The organism is Amycolatopsis saalfeldensis (assembly GCF_900110575.1).
Taxonomy (GTDB): Bacteria; Actinomycetota; Actinomycetes; order Mycobacteriales; family Pseudonocardiaceae; genus Amycolatopsis; species Amycolatopsis saalfeldensis.
On record NZ_FOEF01000023.1, the window covers coordinates 67,162 to 84,894 of the forward strand.

The 17,733-nt window shown below is 70.9% G+C and carries 20 protein-coding genes; 8 read left to right on the top strand and 12 right to left on the bottom strand.

All coding sequences use genetic code 11. The annotated features are described in order from the left end of the window. Positions 1–169: 169 nt before the first annotated feature. Positions 170–763 (top strand): nitroreductase family protein, encoded by a 594-nt coding sequence (locus tag BMY97_RS37480; protein WP_245787700.1) that lies wholly within the window; start codon positions 170–172, stop codon positions 761–763. A gap of 27 nt (positions 764–790) precedes the next feature. On the opposite strand, the gene BMY97_RS37485 is transcribed toward BMY97_RS37480, so the two are convergent. Next, positions 791–1,486, bottom strand: coding sequence for an ANTAR domain-containing protein (locus BMY97_RS37485; RefSeq protein WP_091627048.1), 696 nt, complete (start codon positions 1,484–1,486; stop codon positions 791–793). 290 nt (positions 1,487–1,776) lie between these two features. Between BMY97_RS37485 and BMY97_RS37490 the strand changes: the two genes are divergently transcribed. Both BMY97_RS37490 and BMY97_RS47395 read left to right on the top strand, forming a co-directional pair. Further along, complete coding sequence (locus BMY97_RS37490; RefSeq protein ID WP_245787701.1) at positions 1,777–2,544, top strand: ANTAR domain-containing protein; 768 nt, start codon at positions 1,777–1,779, stop codon at positions 2,542–2,544. 159 nt (positions 2,545–2,703) lie between these two features. After that, the gene (locus BMY97_RS47395; RefSeq protein ID WP_177231720.1) at positions 2,704–2,862 is read left to right on the top strand and encodes a hypothetical protein; all 159 of its coding nucleotides are present in this window, start codon (positions 2,704–2,706) and stop codon (positions 2,860–2,862) included. 45 nt (positions 2,863–2,907) lie between these two features. Here BMY97_RS47395 and BMY97_RS37495 read toward each other — a convergent pair whose 3' ends face one another. After that, entirely contained in the window at positions 2,908–3,288 is a 381-nt protein-coding gene (locus tag BMY97_RS37495; protein WP_091627053.1) for a hypothetical protein, read from the bottom strand. A gap of 245 nt (positions 3,289–3,533) precedes the next feature. Between BMY97_RS37495 and leuA the strand changes: the two genes are divergently transcribed. Both leuA and BMY97_RS37505 read left to right on the top strand, forming a co-directional pair. After that, positions 3,534–5,321 (top strand): 2-isopropylmalate synthase, encoded by a 1,788-nt coding sequence (gene leuA, locus BMY97_RS37500; protein WP_177231721.1) that lies wholly within the window; start codon positions 3,534–3,536, stop codon positions 5,319–5,321. 51 nt (positions 5,322–5,372) lie between these two features. Continuing rightward, the gene (locus BMY97_RS37505) at positions 5,373–6,341 is read left to right on the top strand and encodes a helix-turn-helix transcriptional regulator (RefSeq protein WP_091627054.1); all 969 of its coding nucleotides are present in this window, start codon (positions 5,373–5,375) and stop codon (positions 6,339–6,341) included. Position 6,342: 1 nt separating this feature from the next. On the opposite strand, the gene BMY97_RS37510 is transcribed toward BMY97_RS37505, so the two are convergent. Further along, positions 6,343–7,257 carry an SDR family oxidoreductase gene (locus BMY97_RS37510; RefSeq protein WP_091627057.1) on the bottom strand — a complete coding sequence of 305 codons (915 nt, stop codon included), beginning with the start codon at positions 7,255–7,257 and terminating at the stop codon, positions 6,343–6,345. 158 nt (positions 7,258–7,415) lie between these two features. Between BMY97_RS37510 and BMY97_RS37515 the strand changes: the two genes are divergently transcribed. Beyond that, the gene (locus BMY97_RS37515; RefSeq protein ID WP_091627059.1) at positions 7,416–7,973 is read left to right on the top strand and encodes a DedA family protein; all 558 of its coding nucleotides are present in this window, start codon (positions 7,416–7,418) and stop codon (positions 7,971–7,973) included. Here the strand turns inward: BMY97_RS37515 and BMY97_RS37520 are convergent. Next, positions 7,934–8,596, bottom strand: coding sequence for a peroxiredoxin-like family protein (locus tag BMY97_RS37520; protein WP_091627062.1), 663 nt, complete (start codon positions 8,594–8,596; stop codon positions 7,934–7,936). The two genes, BMY97_RS37515 and BMY97_RS37520, sit on opposite strands and share 40 nt — an antisense overlap. 59 nt (positions 8,597–8,655) lie before the next feature. On the opposite strand from BMY97_RS37520, the gene BMY97_RS37525 reads away from it, so the two are divergent. Next, the gene (locus tag BMY97_RS37525) at positions 8,656–9,264 is read left to right on the top strand and encodes a TetR/AcrR family transcriptional regulator (RefSeq protein WP_091627065.1); all 609 of its coding nucleotides are present in this window, start codon (positions 8,656–8,658) and stop codon (positions 9,262–9,264) included. A 5-nt stretch (positions 9,265–9,269) separates the two neighbouring features. On the opposite strand, the gene BMY97_RS37530 is transcribed toward BMY97_RS37525, so the two are convergent. Next, a complete protein-coding gene (locus BMY97_RS37530; protein WP_091627067.1) occupies positions 9,270–10,175 on the bottom strand; it encodes a LysR family transcriptional regulator in 906 nt (301 codons plus the stop codon). Between the two features lie 86 nt (positions 10,176–10,261). Between BMY97_RS37530 and BMY97_RS37535 the strand changes: the two genes are divergently transcribed. Beyond that, entirely contained in the window at positions 10,262–11,170 is a 909-nt protein-coding gene (locus tag BMY97_RS37535) for an EamA family transporter (protein ID WP_091627070.1), read from the top strand. A 5-nt stretch (positions 11,171–11,175) separates the two neighbouring features. Here BMY97_RS37535 and BMY97_RS37540 read toward each other — a convergent pair whose 3' ends face one another. The 7 genes from BMY97_RS37540 to BMY97_RS37570 form a co-directional block, all read right to left on the bottom strand. Next, on the bottom strand, positions 11,176–11,817 hold the full coding sequence (locus tag BMY97_RS37540; RefSeq protein ID WP_091627072.1) for a DedA family protein: 642 nt from the start codon (positions 11,815–11,817) through the stop codon (positions 11,176–11,178). Between the two features lie 113 nt (positions 11,818–11,930). Next, positions 11,931–13,121, bottom strand: a complete 1,191-nt coding sequence (locus BMY97_RS37545; RefSeq protein WP_091627074.1) for an RNA polymerase sigma factor — start codon at positions 13,119–13,121, stop codon at positions 11,931–11,933. Next, on the bottom strand, positions 13,118–13,498 hold the full coding sequence (locus BMY97_RS37550; RefSeq protein WP_091627076.1) for a YciI family protein: 381 nt from the start codon (positions 13,496–13,498) through the stop codon (positions 13,118–13,120). Before BMY97_RS37550 ends, BMY97_RS37545 begins: the two co-directional genes overlap by 4 nt. Positions 13,499–13,675: 177 nt before the next feature. Next, positions 13,676–14,788, bottom strand: a complete 1,113-nt coding sequence (locus BMY97_RS37555; RefSeq protein ID WP_091627079.1) for an ABC transporter ATP-binding protein — start codon at positions 14,786–14,788, stop codon at positions 13,676–13,678. Then, positions 14,785–15,780: an ABC transporter ATP-binding protein gene (locus BMY97_RS37560; RefSeq protein WP_091627271.1), complete on the bottom strand. Its 996-nt coding sequence runs from the start codon at positions 15,778–15,780 to the stop codon at positions 14,785–14,787. Before BMY97_RS37560 ends, BMY97_RS37555 begins: the two co-directional genes overlap by 4 nt. A gap of 5 nt (positions 15,781–15,785) precedes the next feature. Beyond that, positions 15,786–16,721 carry an ABC transporter permease gene (locus BMY97_RS37565; protein ID WP_091627081.1) on the bottom strand — a complete coding sequence of 312 codons (936 nt, stop codon included), beginning with the start codon at positions 16,719–16,721 and terminating at the stop codon, positions 15,786–15,788. After that, positions 16,718–17,719, bottom strand: coding sequence for an ABC transporter permease (locus BMY97_RS37570; RefSeq protein ID WP_091627082.1), 1,002 nt, complete (start codon positions 17,717–17,719; stop codon positions 16,718–16,720). The genes BMY97_RS37565 and BMY97_RS37570 overlap by 4 nt, the downstream gene beginning before the upstream one ends. Positions 17,720–17,733: the final 14 nt, after the last annotated feature.

Below are 17,733 nucleotides of genomic sequence, written 5' to 3' on the forward strand. Positions count from 1 at the left end.
TCATTTGGGAAAAGCCTACCGGGGCCATCGCCGACCGCCACCCCATCGAGTGGTGTCGGCCACCGTTCGGGGCCCATTCGGAAGTAAATCTTCCTTAATGCCACCGAAATACTCGGAGCCCTTTCGCCGGAGTGATGGAGAGCACTATGCCCGTACTACGGTGCGTTCCGTGCGCAAAACCGCCGAGACGAGTGTCCCCCTCACGCCGGCCATCGCCGAGCGCTGGAGCCCCCGCGCCTTCGACGCCGCGGCCGAGCTGACCGGGCCGCAGCTGACCGCCCTGCTGGAGGCCGCCCGCTGGGCGCCGTCCTTCGGCAACACCCAGCCGGCCCGCTATCTGGCCGGTCGCCGCGGCGACCGCGCGTTCACCCTGATCCTCGAGGCGCTGAACCCGGGGAACCAGGCGTGGGCGTTCCGCGCGAGCGCGTTGCTGATCGGCGTGATGGTGACCGCGAACGAGAAGGGCGACATCCCGTACGCCGAGTACGGGCTCGGCATGGCGAGCGAGAACCTGGTGCTGCAGGCCGTCGAGCTGGGGCTGGTCGCGCACCAGATGGCGGGCTTCTCCGCCGAGGCCGTGCGCTCCTCGTTCGGGCTGCCCGAGCACGCCGTGCCGCGGATCGCCATCGCCGTCGGCACCCTCGCCGACGCCTCGGTGCTGGAGGACGAGCGGCGCATCCAACGCGAGCTGGCGCCGCGGCACCGGCTGCCGCTGAGCGAGTTCGCCTTCGGCGACGGCTGGGGCGACCCCGTTTTCCCGTGACTGGCCGCAAACGCTTGCGGAACCCGGTCAGGGCAGGTCCAGGGTCCGGTCCACGATCGCCAGCGAGACGTCCAGCACCCGGCGGTCCTCCGCGAGCGCGTGCGCGCGGATCAGCGCCAAGGCGTCCTCGGCCGCGCAGTCCTTGGCCATCATGACCATGCCGGCGGCCTGGTGCACCACCGGCCGGAAGTCGAGGTCGTCGAACAGCGGGTGCGCGAGCAGGTCCTCGACGCCGGCGATCGGCAGCAACGCGGTGTTCGTCAGCGCCTCGGCGACCGCGGCCAGCGAACGGGTCAGCAGCGCTCCGTCGGCGGCCTCGGACCGGTACACGGTGACCGCGCCGAGCGGCGATGCGGCGCCGCCGAGCCGCACCGAAGACACCGAGACGACGCCGAGGTCTTGGATCGCGGCCCCGAACCGGGGCCAGCAGCGGCTCAGCTCACCGCCGCTCAGGCTCAGCTCGCCGGGCCCGGTCAGCACCTTGACGGCCGGGCCCTCGCCGTAGCTGTACTCCAGGTCCTGGGCGCTTTCGGCGAGCGGATCGGAGGTCGCCACCACGGACTCGCCCGCGCCCGCGCCGAACAGGGTGACGGCGATGCTGCGCGCACCACACGCTTCGGCGATCGCCTCGATGAAACTCGGCGCGCCCGGGCCCCGGCCGAGGGCGCGCTCGGCGTAGAAGGCGTGCATCACCACCGCGGCGCGGTGCGCGCTCGCTGCCACGCTGGACTTCCGCCATCCGGACGTGGAATCCGCGCATCGCCGCGCCGCCGGCGGCAGCCAGCCCCTCGTGCCGCGAGGCGACACCGGCTGCGCGTTCGGCCAGCAGCCGCTCGGTCTCGACGAGACCCAATACGACCGACAGGTCGCGCCCGCGATCGGAGCGGTCCCACATCCGCCGAGCCTACGCTGGGCCCCGCCCCGCGACGTCGCCGAATCCGAGGCGGCAAAGCGTCTTCTGCGGCATTCGGGCAAGCACTACGCTGGGTGGCCCCTACGCAGTGTCCGGAGGCATGGCACCCATGCGGAACCGCGAGGAATGGCTCGCCGAATCGATGCTGGAGCTGGCCGACACGCTGGTCCCCGGTTTCGAGCCGCTGCCTTATTGGCTGGGCGTGGCCGGCCGGTTCGCGGAGCTGACGGGCACCTCGGCGCGGCTGAACGCGAGCGCCGACCAGGGCACCGAAACCGTGGTGGTGTGCACCGACGAGCGGCTCGAAACGACGGCTCTGGGCGAAGCGCTGATGGAGGAGGGCCCCGGCGCGGACTGCGAGCTGACCGGTGACCCGATGGTGGACATCCGGCTGGACGGCGCGGCCGAAAGCTGGCCACGGCTGGTGCCGGCGGCCCGCGCGCTCGGCTTCCGCGTGCTGCACGCGTTCCCGCTGCGGCTGCGCGAAACGTCGCTCGGCTCGGTCACCCTGCTGGCCACGGCGCCGGATCGGTTGTCGGAAGGGAACTTCCGCCTGGCCCGAAGCCTCGCCGACGTCGCCACGATCAGCATGCTCCAGCGCCGCGCCGTGGTCTCGCTGACCGAGACCTCGGGGCAGTTGCAGCACGCGCTGGGCAGCCGGGTGGTCATCGAACAGGCCAAGGGGCTGATCTCCAGCAAGCTGGAGGTCAGCATCGAAGAGGCGTTCGAGCTGCTGCGCGGCTACGTGCGCGGGCGCAATCTGAAGCTGACCGACGTCGCCACGCGGCTCGTCGACCGGAGCCTGGCCGTCGCGAACCTGCTGACGCTGCCGGAAGCGGGCCGGAAGCCGCCCATCGGCCGAGGCTGAGCCCCGGTCCTGCTCCATCCGCAACACGACGCCCTCGCAACGGTGAGCACTCGCCCGTGCGGATCCGCATCTCCTCGGTCATGGTCACGGGATTCCCTTGGGCGCGCTTGATTTCACGCTGCCGCCGGATTGCCTCGGTGGTGTCGACGACCGTGGTCGTTGACCAGCCGCCGCGGGGGTTCGCGGGCCATCGGCCTGCCGTGCTTGGCGCGGGCCGGCTGTGCGGGCAAGACGAAGGGCGCCACTTACGACAGCTGTGTCCTCGCGCTGGCGCCGGGAACCGACTACGGCGACGAAGCCGTCACCTGGCAGCCCTGAGCGCGAACGGGCCGTTCATGCCGCGAGCATGGACGCCCCGGGCCGTCAGGAGGAGACGACGCCGCCGATCCGCCGGATGATCCGCGCCAGGATGCCGGAGACGATCAGCCAGAAGATCGCCGCGATGCCGTAGTTGACGAGCACCCGAAGCTTGGCGTCACTGGGCGTGAACAGGTCCTTGAAACCGAGCGACAGGCCATCGGCCCAGCCGCGGACGAACGACACGATGCCGTTGGCCGAGTTGGCCGAGCCGATCACGAAGATCACGTGCAGCACGAGCAGCGCCGCGAAGATCAGCCCGACCCACCGCACGATCGAGGCCAGGATGGAAAAGGCCTGCTCACGGCCGCGTCGCCAGTCGATCGGCGCGCGCTTCGGCCGAGGCTCGGCTTCCTCTTCGTGTTCCGCTTCGGCATGCTCAGCCATGGCCGGAAGTCTGGCACGTCATGAGGCTGCCCGCTACCCGCTGGTAACACCTTCGGTCCACCCCGCGTAACAGTTCGATCGCGGAGGCGGCTTCACAACGGACGCGGTCCGCGGTTATGGTGAGCGCGTGGCGCGTGCTCTCCTGCTTCGCTGCCGCGACGGGGCCTGACAACGACCGGCTCCTCGTCGCGGGGCTTTGTGGTGCCGGTCGTCAGCACCCACCCTCCTCAGGAGTCCTTCCAGCCATGAGCACGCCCGATCCTCGTACGTCCACCAGCCGCATCCGCACGCCGTCGCGCCCCGCCGCGCCCGGCCAGCCGTCCTGGAACCCGCAGCGCGGCACCTCGATGCCGGTCCACCGCTACCGCCCGTGGCACCAGCTGGTCGAGGACATCGACCTGCCCGACCGCACCTGGCCGGCCAAGCGCATCGAGCGCGCGCCGCTGTGGTGCGCCGTCGACCTGCGCGACGGCAACCAGGCCCTGATCGACCCGATGTCGCCCGCGCGCAAGCGCAAGTTCTTCGACCTGCTGGTCCGCATGGGCTACAAGGAGATCGAGGTCGGCTTCCCGGCCGCCTCGCAGACGGACTTCGACTTCGTCCGCGAGATCATCGAAGAGGGCGCGATCCCCGACGACGTGAGCATCCAGGTGCTCACGCAGTGCCGCCCGGAGCTGATCGAGCGCACGTTCAAGTCGCTGGAAGGCGCGCCGCGCGCGATCGTCCACATCTACAACTCGACGTCGATCCTGCAGCGCCGCGTGGTGTTCCGCGAGGAGCGCGAGGGCATCAAGAAGATCGCGACGCAGGCCGCGGAGATGGTCGTCGAGCTGGCCGCGAAGCAGCCGGACACCGATTTCCGCTTCCAGTACTCGCCCGAGTCCTACACCGGCACGGAGCTGTCGTACGCCGTCGAGGTGTGCAACGCCGTCACGGAGATCTGGCAGCCGACGCCGGAGAAGCCGGTGATCCTGAACCTGCCGGCGACCGTCGAGATGGCGACGCCGAACGTCTACGCCGACTCGATCGAGTGGATGAGCCGCAACCTGGCCCGCCGTGACTCGGTGATCCTGTCCCTGCACCCGCACAACGACCGCGGCACCGGCATCGCCGCCGCCGAGCTGGGCTACCAGGCCGGCGCGGACCGGATCGAGGGCTGCCTGTTCGGCAACGGCGAGCGCACCGGCAACGTCGACCTGGTCGCGCTGGGCATGAACCTGTACAGCCAGGGCATCGACCCGCAGATCGACTTCTCCGACATGGACGAGATCAAGCGCACGGTCGAGTACTGCAACCAGCTGCCCGTGCCGGAGCGCTCGCCGTGGGGCGGCGACCTGGTGTTCACCGCGTTCTCCGGCAGCCACCAGGACGCGATCAACAAGGGCCTGGACGCGCTGAAGGACGCTGCCGACAAGCAGGGTGTACCGCTGGACGAGTACCCGTGGGAGGTCCCGTACCTGCCGATCGACCCGAAGGACGTCGGGCGCACGTACGAGGCCGTGATCCGGGTGAACTCGCAGTCCGGCAAGGGCGGCGTCGCGTACATCATGAAGGCCGAGCACCAGCTCGACCTGCCGCGCCGGCTGCAGATCGAGTTCTCGAAGGTGATCCAGACCTACACCGACTCCGAGGGCGGCGAGGTCGCCCCGGCGACGATGTGGAACGCGTTCTCCAAGGAGTACCTGGAGCTGACGACGCCGCTGGAGCTGATCCGCCAGCGCGTCACCGACAACGGCGGCGGCGAGTACGACATCGAAGCCACCGTGAAGGTCGAGGGCGACGAGCACGACATCACCGGCCGCGGCAACGGCCCGATCGCGGCGTTCTTCGACGCCCTGTCGACCGTCGGCTTCGACCTGCGGCTGCTGGACTACAGCGAGCACACCCTCACCCCGGGCGACGACGCGCGCGCCGCGTCGTACATCGAGTGCGCGATCTCGGACCGGGTGTTCTGGGGCATCGGCGTCGACGCGTCGATCGTCACCGCCTCGCTGCGCGCGGTGGTGAGCGCGGTCAACCGCGCGAACCGGTAACGGCGCTCGGGCGGCCAGGTGCGTGTGCCTGGCCGCCCCTAGGCTGGGCGGATGCGGGCCGAACGCTTGGTCGCCCTCCTGTTCACCCTCCACCGCCGGCGCTCGGCCACGGCGGCGTCGCTCGCGGCCGAGCTGGGGGTCACCGAGCGCACGATGCGGCGTGATCTGGCCGCCCTGCGCGAGGCCGGCGTCCCGCTCTGGAGCGAGCCCGGGCGGCACGGCGGCGTCCGGCTGATGGACGGCTGGCGGTCCCGTTTGGACGGTCTGACTTCACGGGAAGCCGTGGCGCTGCTGGCTTTGGACGCCCCGGACGCGCTCGCGGGCCTCGGACTCGGCACCGCCGTGGCGGCCGCGCACGCGAAGGTCTCGGCCGGCCTGCCACGCGAGCTGCGGGAGCAGGCCGAGACCGTGGCCGCCCGGTTCCACCTCGACGCCCCCGCCTGGTTCCGCCCGACCGACGAGGCGGCCGCGTTGCCCGCGGTGGCCCGCGCGGTGTGGGCGCAGCGCCGCCTGGAGATCCGGTACCAACGCCGGGACAAGGTCGCTTCGCGGGTGCTGGAACCGCTGGGCCTCGTGTTGAAAGCCGGGGTCTGGTACCTGGTGGCCCGGATTCCGGACGCCGGGCTGCGCACGTACCGGGTGTCGCGGATCCTCGCCGTCGAAGAGCTGGGGAGCGCGTTCGAGCGGCCGGCCGATTTCGACCTGGCCCGGTGGTGGCGCCTGTCGTCGGCGGAGTTCGAGAAGGTCGCGCTCCCGTTGCGGGTGCGGGTGCGGCTCGACCCGCCGGCCGTGGCCGGGCTCCGGCGGGTGTTCGGCGCCGAGCACCTGGCCGAGGTGCTCGTCTCACTGAGCCCGCGAGACGCCGAGGGCCGCGCCGACGCCGAGCTCACCCTGGAAAGCCACGACATCGCCGTCGGCCAGCTCGTTTCGCTCGGTCCCGGCGCCGAAGTCCTCCATCCGCCGGAGGTACGGGCGGCGGTGGCCGCGGTCGGCGCCGCCATCGCCGCCCGCAACTCCTGACTCACCGATACCCGGCGGTGTCCGGGTTCTGGCCGGCGTCCTGGACCTCGACGACGTAACGCCAGGCGTCCGGGCGGCTGCCGTCGACGTCGTCGACGCCGTAGTGCGCGGCGAGCTGACCGCTGGACAACGTCTGCCCGGTCCAGCTGTGCCGGTCCGGGTCCGCGGCGAGGGCGGCCACCGTGCGGCCCGCGAAGGTCGGCGTCTCCGAGATGGCGAAGTACGGCTCTCGCGCCGTCGCGTCACGCCAGTTCTCCTCCGTGACGCCGTAGATGTCGAGCATCGCCTCCGAACGGAGCCAGCCCGGGGTGAACGCGACGGCCGTGCAGCCGTGCGAAGCAAGCTCCGCCGCTTCGCCGATGGCGAGCAGGTGAGCGGAAGCCTTCGCGATGTAGAAGGGCAGCGAAGTCCCTTCGCGGTACTTCGCGTTGTACTCGGCCGTGCCGTCGGTCAGCTCGACCACCAGGCCCTTGCGCCGGATCACCAACGGCAGCAGGTGATGGCTGGTGATCAGGTGCGCGTCGATGCCGAGCCGGATCATCCGCAGGCCCGCGTCCAGCGAGTGCTCCCACACCGGCTTCGCCCATTCCAGGTGGTGGTCGCCGCCCCAGAGGCCGTCGACGAGCAGGTCCAGGCCGCCCCGTTCCCGCTCGATCCGGGCCGCCAGCGCGGCGACCTCGTCGCTCTCCAGGTGATCGACCCGCACGGCGACCCCTTCGCCACCGGCCGCCTCGATCAGCTCGACGGTCCCGTCGATCGTCTCCGGACGGTCCACTTCGGACCGACGGCCGCGCGTCGAGCGCCCGGTCACGTAGACGAACGCCCCGGCGCGGGCCAGCTCGACCGCGATGCCCCGGCTCGCGCCGCGGGTGCCGCCCGCCACCAGCGCGACCTGACCCGCCAGTTCCGTGCCCATTTCGAAGTCCCCTTCCGTAGTCGGTCGGGGTCCACTCTCGGGCCGAACCCTGACAACCACTGTCCGGGTTTCCGGGATTACCTGTGCGGCGCCTGTGCCTTGCTGTGAGAAGCCGGTGAACGGGACTCATCCGGGCCCGCGCGGCGGTTAATGGAGGTGTGGACGCGACAACGGCGGGGCTGGTGGTGCTGTTCGTCGTCTCGCTGGTGCCCTTGCTGCCCACCGAGGTGACGATCCTCGGCATGGGCATCGCCGCGGCGCAGGGCGGGACTTCGCTGGCCGCGGTGATCGCCGTCGCGAGCGCTGGCTGCCTCGTGTCCGACCAGGCGTTGTACGCGCTGGGCCGGTATGGCGGCAGCCACGTGCTGGAACGCATCGGCCGCCGTCGCAAGCTCGCCGCCGGTCTCGAGTGGCTGGACGGGCGCCTCCAGCAGCACCCGCGCCCGGTGCTCGTGGTCGCGCGCTGGCTGCCGTCCGGCGGCACCGTCGGCGCCCTGCTGGCCGGCTCGCTGCGCTGGCCGATGGGCGAGTTCTTCACCGCGTCGGCCGTGGGGGTCACGCTCTGGACGTCGTACGTCGCCTTCCTCGGCTACGCCGGCGGCCAGCTCATCACCGAACCCGGGATCAGCCTGCTGCTCTCCCTCGGCGTCGCGCTGATCCTGGGTTCGGCCATCACTTACGGCATCCGCCGCGGCGCCAGCGCTTCGAGGACCTGAGCCGGCTCGGTGCGCACGGTGTAGTCCGGCTGGACGTCGATGAACCGGATCGTGCGGTCGGGCTCGACGACCAGCACGGCCGGATGCGGCAGCTCCCACTGCCCGTCGCCGTTGCGCTCGGCCAGGTCGGCGCCCGCGCCCGTCATCGCCGCCCGCACCTCTGCCGTCGGCTGGAAGGTGATGCCGAGGCCGCGGGCGACCAGGTTGCCGACGTCGGACAGCACGGCGTACTCCAGCTCGTTGGTCTCGCGCATGCTCAGCGAGCCGTCGGGCGCCTGCGGGCTGATCGCCGCGAGCGGCACGCCCTGCTCCTTCAACGCGGGCAGCAGGTTCTGCTGGTACGCGCGCAGGGCGAGGTTGCAGTACGGGCACCAGGCGCCGCGGTAGAACACCAGCACGGCGGGGCCGTCGGCGACGAGCGCGCTGAGCGTGGTCTCGCCCCCGGCGGCGTCGGGCAGCGTGAAGTCGTCCATCCGCGAGCCGGCCTTGGCGAACTTGTCCCGCTCGGCGACGCGCGCCGATCGTTCCTGGTCGGCGGAGAAGACGGCGCCCACCTCGCTCGGCAGCAGCTCCTTGGCCTTCTCCTTCAGCCCGGTCAAAGCGTCCCGCAGCGTTTCGGTCACGAGTGATCCCCTTCGGTTGTACTGTTTGGTACAGCGCGGCCGACTGTACTATCCGGTACATGGAGACGCAACCAACCGTGGCCGTCACGGCGCAGGGACGGCGGACCCGCGACACGATCGTCGACGCGGCCGCGGAGCTGATGTACGTCAACGGGGTTTCGGGCACGAGCGTCGACAAGGTGCTGGCCGCGAGCGGCGCCGGGAAATCGCAGATGTACCACTACTTCAAGAACAAGGACCAGCTGGTCGAGGCCGTGATCGGCCGGTACCTGGAGAAGATCCTCGGCAACCAGCCCGCCATCCGCGAGCTGGCGTCGTGGCCGGACTTCGACCGCTGGGCCGAGCAGATCCTCACGCTGCACCGCGGCCCGTCGGGCCCGATCGCCTGCCCGCTGGGCAACATCGCGGGCGAGCTGGGTGACGACCCGCGGGTGCGCGCCCTGCTGGACCGCGCCTACCTGGAGTGGGAGTCGCACCTCGTCAACGGCCTGAACACCCTGCGCGACAACGGTTCCCTGCGTCCCGACGCCGACCCGGCCCGGCTCGCCCAGGCCGCGATGGCGTGCCTGCAGGGCGGCCTGCTGCTCGGCCACATCCGCAACGACATCACCCCGATCGAGGACTCGCTGCGGATCGCCGTGGGACATCTGCGCAGCTACGCGATCTGAAGCGGCTACGCGGTCAGGACGGCGACCTCCGCACGCAGCTCGCCGATCACCGTCGCCACGGCGGGACGGGCCGGAGCGCCGACGCGGCAGACCACTTCGACCAGGCGCGCGGCGCGGATCCCGGCCAGTGGGCGGCCGACCAGGCCGCTGCCCCGGCGAGTGTCCATTGTGTACCGCGGCATGAGCGCGATCCCGTGCCCGGCCGCGACCAGGCGCTCGGTGATGCGGAAGTCGTTGATGCGCTGGACGATCTGCGGCCGCACCCCGGTGCGGACGGTCAGCGAGCGCAGCACGTCGTCGACCGGGAAGCCGTGGTCGACGCTGATCCAGCGTTCGTCGGCGAGGTCGGCGAGGTCCACGCGGCGGCGGCGCGCCAGGTGGTGCCCGGTCGGGAGCGCGACGTCGAGCGGCTCGCGCAGCAGGGGGACCACCTCGAGCCGCTCGGACCGGAACTCCGGCGCGTGCTCGTCGCGATGGGCCACGACGATGTCGTAGTCCGCGACCAGGCCGGGCACTTCCGGAGGCGTCATGTCGACATCGCGGACGTCCACCTCCAGCCCCTCGTGCGCGGCGACGCGGCCGAGCAGCCCGGGCAGCAGCATCAGGCCCGCCGACTGGAAGATCGCGATCCGGACGCGTCCGCGCGGCGCGCTGCGGTAGGTGTCCAGCTCCGACTCCGCGCGGTCCAGCGCGGCCAGCACCTCGTCGGCACGCGCGACCAACGCGCGGCCCGCGTCGGTGAGGCGAAGCCCGCGGCCGGCCGGCTCCGTCAGCGCCACGCCGACCTCGCTCTGCAACCCCCGCAACTGCTGCGACACCGCGGACGGCGAGCAGTGCAGCGCCCGCGCGGCCGCCGTCACGCTGCCGCGGTCGGCGAACTCACGCAGCATCCGCAGTCTTCCCAGGTCCACGCCGTCAGCCTACGTGAAGCAGACCTACAAGGTCAGTGCAGATATTCTCGCTGGTCCTTCACGGTCACGGTCGGCAGAGTGGGGGCATGCCCACTCGTGACCGCCTGCTCGCCGCGCTCGTCGCCGTCCTGTGGGGCTGCAACTTCCTCGCGATCCACGCCACCCTCGGCCAGTTCCCGCCGATGTTCGCCGGCGCGCTGCGGTTCGTGGTGATCGCGATCCCGACGGTCCTGTTCGTGCCGTGGCCACGCGTGAAACTGCGGTACCTGCTCGGTTACGGCCTGGGCTTCGGCACCGGCCAGTTCGCGTTCCTGTTCATCGCGATGGACACCGGCATGCCGACCGGCCTGGCGTCGCTGGTGCTGCAGGCCTCGGCGCCGTTCACCGTGCTGCTCGGCGCGGTTCTGCTGCGCGAACGCGTCTCGGCCCGGCAGCTGATCGGCATCCTGCTGGCCGTCGCGGGCATGGCGGCGATCGCGTGGCAGCAGGCGGGCCACGCCGCGCTGCTGCCGGTGATCCTGACCCTGCTGGCCGCGCTGAGCTGGGCGTTCGGCAATCTGAGCATGCGCCGCGCGGAGCCGGACAACCCGTTGCACCTGACGTTGTGGATGTCGGTGGTGCCGCCGTTGCCGATGTTCGCGCTTTCGCTGCTGCTGGAGGGCCCGGCCGCGCAGTGGCACTCGCTGACGACCCTCGGCACCCCGACCGGCCTGCTCGGTCTCGCCGGCCTGGCCTACGTGGTCCTGCTCGGCACGGTTGTCGGCTCGGGCATCTGGACCACGCTGATGCGCCGCAACCCCGCGGGCGTCGTCGCGCCGTTCTCCCTGCTCGTGCCGGTGGTCGGGCTGACGGCCTCGTTCTTCGTGCTGAACGAGCAGCCGAGCGTGCTGGAGATCGTGGCGGCGGCGGTGGTCATCGGCGGCGTGCTGGTCGGCTCCTTACGGCGCAAGCCGGTTTCCCGCTTGGAGGAGGAGCTGCTGCCGGCGAACGCCTGACCGGCTCAGGCGACCGCGTCGTCCTTCTCGGCCGGGAGTTCCTCGTGGGTGCGGGACATGCGCTTCTTCAGCACCAGCGTGACGACCACCCCGATGATCAAGGCGGCGCCGAGCCCGGCCCACTGGAAGCCCTTCAGCCACTTGTCCGCGACGACGCCGAGGTAGTAGATCAGCGCGGTGGTGCCGCCGGCCCAGATGATGCCGCCGAGGGCGTTCGCGAGGAGGAAGCGCGGGTAGTGCATGTTCAGGGAGCCGGCGAGGGGGCCGGCCAGGATGCGCAGGACCGCCACGAAACGGCCGAAGAACACGGCCCACATGCCGCGTTTGTGGAACATCCGCTCGGCGTTCGCGATGTGCTGGGGGCCGAAATGCTTGGGGAACTTGCGGCCGGCCCAGTTGAACAGCCGTTTTCCGCCCTTCTTCCCGATCAGGTAGCCGATGCTGTCGCCGATGATCGCGCCCGCGCTGGCCAGCGCGCCGATCCAGAGCGGGTTCAGGCCGCTGTGCGACGACGCCAGCAGAGCCGCGCTGACCAGCACGATCTCGCCCGGCAGGGGGATGCCGAGGCTCTCCACCATCACCACGAGGCCCACCAGCAGATAGACCGACAGCGGAGGGATCGCCTCCAGCACGTGGTCGATGTTCACTTGCCCTACCCCCTGCGACTTGCCGGTTTCGTGCCCTTACCCCGCAGCGTACCGGGGTCGGGCCGGCCCGGCGTCAGCCTTCAGACGGGGGTGGGGTCCTCCTTGGGTCAGGGTTATCCGGACAAACAACGCAAAGCACGCGATTCCAGGTACCGCTGCTCCGGCGTACTCAGCGTCCGCTTTGCCGCCTTCGCGTAGTACTCGTGCGCGCCCGCCCGGTCACCCGACTGCTCGAGCAAATGCGCGCGGACGACGTCGGCGCGGTAGTGCCCGGACGGCTCCAGCGCGTCCAGCTCCGCCAGCGCGGCCGCCGGTCCCGCCACCTCCGCCAGCGCGACGAGCCGGTTCAGCGTCACCATCGGCCCGGGCGCGACCTGGCACAGGAGGTCGTACAGCAGGAGGATCTGCGGCCAGTCCGTCTCGGCGGCCGTCGGCGCTTCGCCGTGCACCGCGGCGATCGCGGCCTGCAGCTGGTACGGCCCGACGGGCGCGGTAGCGAGCGCGTGCGTGATCAGCGAGGCGCCTTCCGCGATCGCGCCGGAGTCCCAGAGCGAACGGTCCTGCTCCGCGAGGGGGACGGTCGTGCCGCCCGGGCCGACGCGGGCCGGGCGGCGCGCGTCGGTGAGCAGCATGAGCGCGAGCAGGCCGGTGACTTCACCGTCGTCCGGGAGCAGGGCGTGCAGCTGGCGCGCCAGGCGGATGGCCTCGGCCGTCAGCTCGACGCGGCCGACCTCGGCACCGGCGCTGGCCGTGTGCCCTTCGGTGAAAATCAGGTACAGCACCTGCCGCACGGCCGCGATCCGCGACGGCCGCTCGTCCTCCGGCGGCAGGCTGAACGCCGTGCCCTTCACGCGCTGCTTGGCGCGGCTGATGCGCTGGCCGATCGTCGGCTCCGGCACGAGGTACGCGCGCGCGATCTCGGCCGTGGTCAGCCCGCCGACGGCCCGCAGCGTCAACGCGACCTGCGACGGCCTGGTCAACGCCGGGTGGCAGCAGAGCAGCAGCAAAGTGAGCGTGTCGTCGACCGCGGGCGCCGGGTCCGGATCCGGTGGCGCCAGGGCGAAAACCGCCTCCTCCCGCCGTTGTCGCGCCGAATCGCTGCGCCACGACTCGATCCGGCGCCGCGAAGCCGTGGTGATCAGCCAGGCCTTCGGGTTGTCCGGCACACCGTCGCGCGGCCACTGCAAAGCCGCCGCGAGCAGGGCTTCCTGCACGGCGTCCTCGCACGTGTCGAACCCGCCGTAACGGCGCACGAGCGCCCCGACGACCTGCGGCGCCAGCTCCCGCAGCAGGCCCTCGATCACAGCTCGAAGCCGACGTCACCGGTCAGCCCCATCACCGGCCGGACCTCGATCGTCGCGTACGGCGCCTCCGGAATCCGCGCGGCGATCTCCAGTGCCCGCTCCTCCGTCTCGCATTCCAGCAGGTAGACACCCGCGAGCTGCTCCTTGATCTCCGCGAACGGCCCGTCGGTGGTGCTCACCCGGTCGTCACGCACGATCACCTGCTTCGTCAGCTCCGGCGCGGCCAGCCGCTCGGAGACGATGCGCTCACCGGACGCGTCCAGCTCCTCGTTGAACTCGACGTACGCGCGCAGGCCCACGGCCTTCTGCTCGTCGCTCATCCCCGCCCACGCCGAGCGCGACGCGGGGTTGCCGTAGATCAGGACCAGGTACTTCATCGGATGGCTCCTCTGGTTTCTCAGGGTACGTTCGCTGAGGACGTCGCGACCGTGCCCGCGTCTTCGACATCCTGGGTGCCGGAGATTCGAAGTTCCACCCGGAGAAGCCGTCAGACGGCCCTGAAACGCAGATCGGCGGCTGGTCCACAGTGGACCAGCCGCCGATCTGCGTTGGCGCTAAAGGATTTCCGTGACCGAACCGACGTCCGGTGGGCCGCCGCCGGGGTTCAGGGCGCCGGTCAGCTCCACCAGTTCCGGCTCCACCTCGTGCGGGGTGATGCGCCCGTCCCGGATGTCCTCGGCGTAGTGGCAGGCCACGCGGTGGCCCTCGCCGATCTCGCGCAGCTGCGGCCGGTCCGAGTCGCACAGGCTGGCCTGCCGCCATGGGCACCGCGTGTGGAAGCGGCAGCCCGTCGGCGGGTTGGCCGGCGAGGGCAGGTCGCCCGCCAGCAGGATCTGCTCGCGGCTGTCCTCCACGACCGGGTCCGGCACCGGGATGGCCGAGAGCAGCGCCCGGGTGTACGGGTGCAGCGGGTTCTCGTACAGCTCGGCCGCCGTCGTCTCCTCGACCAGCGCGCCGAGGTACATCACGCCGATGCGGTCGGAGATGTGCCGCACCACGGCGAGGTCGTGCGCGATCACCAGGTAGGTCAGGCCCAGCTCGTCCTGCAGGTCCTCCAGCAGGTTGACCACCTGTGCCTGCACCGAAACGTCCAGCGCGGACACCGGCTCGTCGGCCACGATCAGGTCCGGCTCGACCGCCAGCGCCCGCGCGATGCCGATGCGCTGGCGCTGGCCGCCGGAGAACTCGTGCGGGTACTTCCGCAGCGAGGTCTCGGGCAGGCCGACCGCGCCCAGCAGCTCGCGCAGCCGCGCGTCGGTGGCCGCCTTGTCCTGGTCGAGGCCGTGCGCGTGCATGCCCTCGAGCAGGATCGACTCCACCGACTGGCGCGGGTCGAGGCTGGACATCGGGTCCTGGAAGATCATCTGCATCCGGCGCCGGGCCTTGCGCAGCTTCTCGCCCTTGAGCTTGGCGACGTCGGTGCCGTCGAAGACCACCTTGCCCGCCGTCGGCTCGTTCAGCCGCAGGATCGCCCGGCCGAGCGTGGACTTCCCGCAGCCGGACTCGCCGACCAGCCCGTACGTCTCGCCGCGGCGGATCGCCAGGTCCACGCCGTCCACGGCGTACACATGGCCGACCGTGCGGTCGATCACGATGCCGCGCTTGATCGGGAAGTGCACCTTGAGGTCGGTGACCTCGAGCAGCACCTCGGTGTTCGACTCGGTCATCGGGTCCCCCCTCCGGCGGCCACGGCGGGCTTGACCGGGTTGTGGCAGCGCAGCAGGCCGTGGTGATCGGGGACCAGCTCGGGCGAGCGCTCCTGGCACACCGGCAGTGCGTTGGGACAGCGGGGCGCGAACGCGCAACCGTCGTCCCACGGGATGTTGTCGGACACCGAGCCCTGGATCGGCACCAGCTTCTCGCCCCGGCCCTGGTCCAGGCGCGGGATCGACGAGAGCAGGCCGTGGGTGTACGGGTGCCGCGGCTCGGCGAACAGCGCGTGCCGCTCGGCCCGCTCCACGATCCGGCCGCCGTAGAGCACGTTCACCTCGTCGCACAGTCCCGCGACCACACCGAGGTCGTGCGTGATCATGATCAGCGCGGTGCCGGTGTCCTGCACCAGTTCCCGCAGCAGCGCGAGGATCTGGGCCTGGATGGTGACGTCGAGCGCGGTGGTCGGCTCGTCCGCGATGAGCAGCCGCGGCCGGCAGGCGAGCGCGATCGCGATCAGCGCGCGCTGCCGCATCCCGCCCGAAAGCTGGTGCGGGTACTCGGAAAGCCGCCGCGCCGGGTCGGGGATGCCGACCTTGTCCAGCAGCTCCGTCGCCTCGATCTTGGCCTTGCTGCGCGAAAGCCCGCGGTGCCGTTCGAGCACCTCGGTGATCTGCAGCCCGATCGGGATCACCGGGTTCAGCGAGGACAGCGGGTCCTGGAACACCATGCCCAGGTCGCGGCCGCGCCGGTCCCGCATCTCGCGGTCGGAGATCTTCATCAGGTCGGTGCCCTCGAACGACACCGAGCCGCTGACCTTGTTGCCGCGCTTGGCCAGCAGCCGCATGATCGCCAGCGAGGTCACGGACTTGCCGCAACCGGACTCGCCGACCAGGCCGACCGTCTGGCCGGGCTCGACGTCGAAGGTGACGCCGTCGACCGCGGTGAACGGCTTCTCGCCGCGGCGCTGGAACACGACCTTGAGGTCGCGGACTTCTAGGAGTGGCACGCCGTTCACCGCCGGTTCTTCGGGTCGAGGGCTTCACGCAGGGACTCGCCGAGCAGCGTGAACCCGAGCGCCACCACGATGATCGCGATGGCCGGGTAGTACGCGAGCTCGGGGCGGATGTCGAGGAACTGGCGCGAAGCGTTGCCCAGCATCAGCCCCCACTCCGCGCGGGTCGGGTCCGGATCGCCGAGGCCGAGGAACGACAGCGCCGCGGCCTCGAGGATCGCGGTGGCCAGCGTCAGCGTGGCCTGCACGATCACCGGGCCCAGCGAGTTCGGCAGCATGTGCCGGAAGACGATCGTCGTGCGCTTCACGCCCAGCGAGGTCGCCGCCAGCACGTGGTCGGCCTCCCGCTGCGCGAGCATGGAACCACGCAGCAGCCGGGCGAACACCGGCACGCCGATGATCGACACGGCCAGGATGACCGTCCACTGGCTCGGCTTCGCGAACAGCGCCGCGATCGAAACGGCGAGCAGCAGCGAGGGGAACGACAGCAGCACGTCGACCAGTCGCATGAGGACGGTGTCGACCCAGCCGCCGAAGGCGCCCGCGAGACCGCCGATGATCACCCCGAGCAGCACTCCGATCAACGTGGCCAGCACGCCGACCAGCAGCGTCTGCTGCGCGCCGACCAGCAGCCGGGACAGGAAGTCGCGGCCGAAGTCGTCGACGCCGAGCGGGAAACCGGGCTGTGCGCCGGGGATGATGCCCCGGCCGAGCTGGACCTGGTCCTGCAGGTACCGCGTCTGCGGGTCCTTCGGGGCCAGCAGCGGCGCGAAGATCGCCAGCAGCACGAACACCAGCGTGATCACCCCGCCGGTGATCGCCACCGGGCTGCGCAGCATCCGCCGCAGGGCCTCGGCGCCGAGGCTGCGCCCGCCCGCACTCGCCGCGGCGAGCTTGTCGATCGGTTCCTTCTTCTTGTTCAGCAGAGTGTTCATCGCACACGCACCCTCGGGTCGATGATCCCGTACGAGACGTCGACCAGCATGTTGACCAGCACGTACACCAGCGCCCCGAACAGCAGCAACGCCTGCAGCCGGGGATAGTCACGCCGTTCGATGCCCTCGGCGAGCAGGAACCCGAGGCCGCGGAAGTTGAACACCCGCTCGGTCAGCACCGCGCCGCCGAGCAGCGCGCCGGTCTGCAGGCCGATGGTCGTGACCACCGGTAGCAGGGCGTTGCGCAGCACGTGCCGCTGCCGCACCACCTGCTGGGTCAGGCCCTTCGAGTTGGCCGTGCGGATGAAGTCCTCGTTGAACACCTCGAGGACCGACGCCCTGGTGATCCGCGTGATCACCGCGAGCGGGATCGTGGCCAGCGCGAACGCCGGCAGGATCAGGTGCTTGATCGCGTCCCAGACGGCGTCCCACTCGCTGGTCATGATGCCGTCGAGGATGGCGAAGTTGGTGATGCTGGTGGCGTCGATGCCCGGCGCCTGCCGTCCTTGCGAAGGCAGGCCCAGCGGCGAGGCCAGCAGGTCCTGCATCGTGTAGCCGAGGAAGAACACCGGCACCGCGACGCCGATCAGGGTCAGCACGATGATCACGTTGTCCACGGCACCGCCGCGGTAACGCGCGGCCAGGTAGCCGAACGGCACGCCCAGGATGACCGCGATGAGCATCGCCGAGACGCCCAGCTCGATCGTGGCGGGCAGGAACGTGCCGATCTCCGACATCACCGGCTGCGCGGAGACCAGTGAGTTGCCGAAGTCGCCGGTGACGGCGCGGCCGAGGAACTTGAAGTACTGCAGGATGATCGGCTGATCAAGGCCGAGCACGTGGTTGAGGCTCGCGATTTTCTCCGGCGTCGCCTTGTCTCCCAGCAACGCGGCGGCGGGGCCGCCGGGCAGGGAACGCAACCAGGCGAACACCAGAATGGACAGGATGAGCAGCGTCGGAATCGCTTGTAGCACCCGACGCACGAGGAAACGGAGCACTTGCAGTCCTTTGT

What these genes read in the sequence shown, in the direction of transcription:
- BMY97_RS37490 (WP_245787701.1), top strand. Translation starts at nt 1,777, where the DNA reads ATGGCACCCATGCGGAACCGCGAGGAATGGCTCGCCGAATCGATGCTG.
- BMY97_RS37495 (WP_091627053.1), bottom strand. Translation starts at nt 3,288, where the DNA reads ATGGCTGAGCATGCCGAAGCGGAACACGAAGAGGAAGCCGAGCCTCGG.
- leuA (WP_177231721.1), top strand. Translation starts at nt 3,534, where the DNA reads ATGAGCACGCCCGATCCTCGTACGTCCACCAGCCGCATCCGCACGCCG.
- BMY97_RS37505 (WP_091627054.1), top strand. Translation starts at nt 5,373, where the DNA reads ATGCGGGCCGAACGCTTGGTCGCCCTCCTGTTCACCCTCCACCGCCGG.
- BMY97_RS37510 (WP_091627057.1), bottom strand. Translation starts at nt 7,257, where the DNA reads ATGGGCACGGAACTGGCGGGTCAGGTCGCGCTGGTGGCGGGCGGCACC.
- BMY97_RS37525 (WP_091627065.1), top strand. Translation starts at nt 8,656, where the DNA reads ATGGAGACGCAACCAACCGTGGCCGTCACGGCGCAGGGACGGCGGACC.
- BMY97_RS37535 (WP_091627070.1), top strand. Translation starts at nt 10,262, where the DNA reads ATGCCCACTCGTGACCGCCTGCTCGCCGCGCTCGTCGCCGTCCTGTGG.
- BMY97_RS37550 (WP_091627076.1), bottom strand. Translation starts at nt 13,498, where the DNA reads ATGAAGTACCTGGTCCTGATCTACGGCAACCCCGCGTCGCGCTCGGCG.
- BMY97_RS37555 (WP_091627079.1), bottom strand. Translation starts at nt 14,788, where the DNA reads ATGACCGAGTCGAACACCGAGGTGCTGCTCGAGGTCACCGACCTCAAG.
- BMY97_RS37565 (WP_091627081.1), bottom strand. Translation starts at nt 16,721, where the DNA reads ATGAACACTCTGCTGAACAAGAAGAAGGAACCGATCGACAAGCTCGCC.